The sequence below is a fragment of the Bartonella jaculi genome, assembly GCF_039543045.1.
Classification (GTDB): Bacteria; Pseudomonadota; Alphaproteobacteria; order Rhizobiales; family Rhizobiaceae; genus Bartonella; species Bartonella jaculi.
This window is the reverse complement of the sequence record NZ_BAABIZ010000061.1, coordinates 1-3,570: the sequence shown is the minus strand read 5'-3', so window position 1 is coordinate 3,570 and position 3,570 is coordinate 1. Positions and strand designations below refer to the sequence as shown.

The window sequence follows — 3,570 nt, the reverse complement described above, 5'->3', positions numbered from 1 at the left end:
TCAGCCTGTGGAGAGGAAGGCTCTGGCCAATGTCTTGTGACTTTGGTGAAACCAGCCTCGAAGAAGCAGGAAATCAACAGTAGATGTAATCAGAAATGAGAATATTTACGTAAGTTTGATAGAACGGGAGAGCTGGTTTGCTTTTGAGGGAGGAGATTTCTAGAGAAAGGCTTCGGGAGGTATCTTGTATTTGTGTTTTGGGAGAGGTGTTTTTGGGGAGAGATGTTCTTAATAGAGAGGCTCTGGGGATAAGACTTTCAGAGGTGTGGACGGTGTAGTGGGTGTTGTTGGGGGAAAGGTATAGCTAATCAGCCGCGCTTTTGGGAGCCCCGAGCCGGTCATCCTATGTGATCGCTGAAGGTGATGATCGAAAAGCGCTTGATATGCTCGTGATAAATGAGGGGGACCGGAAAATAAAGGAAGTGCTTTCTCTTGAAAGAGAAAGCACTTTGGGGGGATAGAATGATGAGTACATATCTTATTATCTGCTTACAAGTGGTCTTTTTTATCCTTTTTCCACAAAAAATATGTCATAAGTCCAAGAACCGGAACGCCAAATTTAGAAAAAGGCAGATGCTTGCTGAGCAACGAGATGCCTGAGACCGTTGCGTCTGTCATCAATTTATGGCGTTGTTCTTCTAACTTCTTTTGTTGATGAGAATGGCGCGTAGATTTTAAAACTTTGCTGACAAAAACACCAACTCCCGTAATAAAAAGCCAGATGAAAAACATGATACTGGCTGCTGCAACAGGCTTCATAACCCAACATAACGCAATAAAACCAATGATACATAAAAATATCACGGATATAAACAGTGAAATGCCAATAATCCCACAGATAATGGCTTGAAGGCGCATTTGCTTGACGCTACTTTTGAGTTCACCATCAAAAAAATGGTTTAAAAGAGGGGCGATAAACCTATGCATGACGATTAACGACGCAATATTTGAGCAAGAATAAAGCCAATACCGGCTGCAAATAAAACGCTCTTGCCAGGGTTTTTTCGAATGCGTTCATTCATGGCTTGTTCAAGGTCACTTATTTTGTCTTTGGCTTGAGACAGAATCTCTTCGCCACTTTCCTTTGCTGTGCTATAAAGTTTTTCCGCTTTATCTTTGGCTGTGTGCAATTTGTTGGCACTAAGATTAGACAGTGTCGAGGTTATACCTGAAACTTCATTGCGTAATTTCTCTAATTGGGTTTGTAGGTCTTTTTCTGCTGCTGTCTTGTGGTTTTCTATCTTTTTGTTGTTGGTCATACTGCATGTCCCTCTTTTAAACGCATTGCATCTTATGTTTGTGTTCATTGTGTTCATTTGCATTGGAGTAAAATTTCACTGAGGAGTAAAATTTTCACTGGGGAGTAACGTCAAATAATCTTTTTAGTTCCCTCTCTTTTTGCAATTTATCTCTCTCTTTATTCAATTTAGAAGTATTGTTGTTAAAATCAATCTTGCTGGTGAGAGCAGTCTTGTGCGTAAAACACCTCTTGCGCTCTTTGAATCAACCCAGGAGGCTTGGCAAGCCGTATTTTAGAGTGTGGGAAAATCTATTTTAATTGTGTATAGAAAAAATTTCCTGAAGCTTCCCTCTTGAAAGAGACTTTTCTTGAAATAAAACTATACTTGATTTATCAAGTTTTGTTTCTTAAGATTAAGCACTAGTGACATAAAAGGCCAATGATATAAGAGAAAAGTGGTATTGTGGGCAGGTGGTGCTACGCCAGATGATCACAGAGCTGTAAGATCAAAAAATAAAAATATAAAGACCACAATAATGTGAGACAGAAATGGAATCTGAGACAGTACCCTTAGACAATGCCTCTGCTGTGTTGGCTGCGCATGACCTTTCCCCTTTTTCGATGTTTATGGCAGCTGATTTTGTTGTAAAAGCCGTTATCGTCCTTTTATTGCTCGCTTCTCTTGCATCTTGGACTATTGCTTTTGTAAAAATCGTTGAAATTACCTTGGCAAAACGAAGAGCCCGTCATGAACTACAATTGGTGCTGAGTGCTCAGACTCTCAACCGTTTGGCTGCTAGCTTGAAAGATAGCAAAGGACCCGGTGTGGTCTTTTTAAAAGAAACGCTTAAAGAGGTTTATCTTTCGATACAGCAGGTCGAGTTTATTGCAACAGAAGACCAAAAAGCAAGACAAGCTCATCCCGCTTTTTCTGAAGATCTCTCCTCCTATGAGGAGATCGCGCGATATGGAGAGATTGTGCGTGATGTTAATGAAGGCGTGAAAGAGCGGGTGCATTCGCTTTTATCGCGTTGCTTGCTGGCTGCCGCGCGCCGTGTTGCTTGCGGAAGCGCTGTTCTTGCTACCATTGGCGCAATTGCACCCTTTGTTGGTCTCTTTGCAACTGTTTGGGGAATCATGAATTCTTTCATTGGAATTGCCGAATCGCAAACAACGCGGCTTGATGTGGTCGCTCCTGGAATTGCCGAAGCTTTGCTGGCAACGGCTATCGGACTTTTTGTCGCTATTCCCGCTGTTGTTATGTATAATAGCCTTATGCGTGCCTTGAGTGCTTATCGCAATGATTTAGGCGATATCACCGCCGCAATTGAGAGACTTTTGAGCCGTGAACTCGATAGACACAGACAGAAGAAAAGTCATAAATAATGAACGCAAACTTTAATGATGATTGGGGGGCAGAGGAAGCCGGCGTACACAGTGAAATCAATGTAACACCTTTCATTGACGTTGTTCTCGTGTTGCTCATCGTTTTTATGGTGGCTGCCCCTTTAGCAACCTCTGTCATTCCTGTTCAGTTGCCTTCCATAACTCAAAATACCTCCGCTGTGCAGCCTGAGGAACCGTTTTATGTGACTTTGCAAAAAGACAATTCTCTTTATGTTGGCGATCATCTTGTCAGCAAAACAGAGTTTGTTGAAGCTTTGTCTAAAGAAACAAAACAAAATCTAGAAACAAAAATTTTAATCAAAGCCGATAGCGAAATCGACTATGGTGCTGTCGTGGATTTGCTAAATCAAGTACGCACCGCTGGCTATACCAAAATCGGGCTGGTGGGAATGCAAAAATCTTCCAATGTTGTTGCAAAAGATATGGCACATGATGCCGATGCAAATGTGACACCTACAGCTGAGGTGCTAGCACCAGCACATGCAGTAAACGGTGTAACTCAAAGCCCTGTGGCAGAGAACCTCTCCCCCATACAGTAGTTCTCTGGGGGGGATGTTGATTTCAGCTAGACGCTCAAAGCATAAGCTCTCCTTAAGGAAAATGGCGTAACCTACCCCCCTTCAGAGCAGACCTTAGCTCTGCCAAAAGAGGCTGTTGTCATTGTCCAGCCATACACCAACAATGCACCATTCATTTTTGGTTAGTCGTGTCCTGTTGAGCCCCAAAGCCTCTCGCACCACGCTGTTCGGTAAGGAAAATGGCGTAACCTACCCCCCTTCAGAGCAGACCTTAGCTCTGCCAAAAGAGGCTGTTGTCATTGTCCAGCCATACACCAACAATGCACCATTCATTTTTGGTTAGTCGTGTCCTGTTGAGCCCCAAAGCCTCTCGCACCACGCTGTTCGGTAAGGAAAATGGCGTAA

5 protein-coding genes are annotated in these 3,570 nt (G+C 42.9%); 3 read left to right on the top strand and 2 right to left on the bottom strand.

Annotated features, from left to right (window positions below):
* Positions 1-489 precede the first annotated feature (489 nt).
* On the bottom strand, positions 490-927 hold the full coding sequence (locus ABD915_RS09040; RefSeq protein WP_345117544.1) for a phage holin family protein: 438 nt from the start codon (positions 925-927) through the stop codon (positions 490-492).
* Between the two features lie 5 nt (positions 928-932).
* On the bottom strand, positions 933-1,259 hold the full coding sequence (locus ABD915_RS09035; RefSeq protein ID WP_345117542.1) for an ElaB/YgaM/YqjD family protein: 327 nt from the start codon (positions 1,257-1,259) through the stop codon (positions 933-935).
* Between the two features lie 530 nt (positions 1,260-1,789).
* Between ABD915_RS09035 and ABD915_RS09030 the strand changes: the two genes are divergently transcribed.
* The 3 genes from ABD915_RS09030 (at position 1,790) to ABD915_RS09020 (ending at position 3,508) form a co-directional block, all read left to right on the top strand.
* The gene (locus ABD915_RS09030) at positions 1,790-2,626 is read left to right on the top strand and encodes a MotA/TolQ/ExbB proton channel family protein (protein ID WP_345117540.1); all 837 of its coding nucleotides are present in this window, start codon (positions 1,790-1,792) and stop codon (positions 2,624-2,626) included.
* Entirely contained in the window at positions 2,626-3,186 is a 561-nt protein-coding gene (locus ABD915_RS09025) for a biopolymer transporter ExbD (RefSeq protein ID WP_345117538.1), read from the top strand. The genes ABD915_RS09030 and ABD915_RS09025 overlap by 1 nt, the downstream gene beginning before the upstream one ends.
* Positions 3,187-3,301: 115 nt before the next feature.
* Positions 3,302-3,508: a hypothetical protein gene (locus tag ABD915_RS09020; RefSeq protein WP_345117536.1), complete on the top strand. Its 207-nt coding sequence runs from the start codon at positions 3,302-3,304 to the stop codon at positions 3,506-3,508.
* Positions 3,509-3,570: the final 62 nt, after the last annotated feature.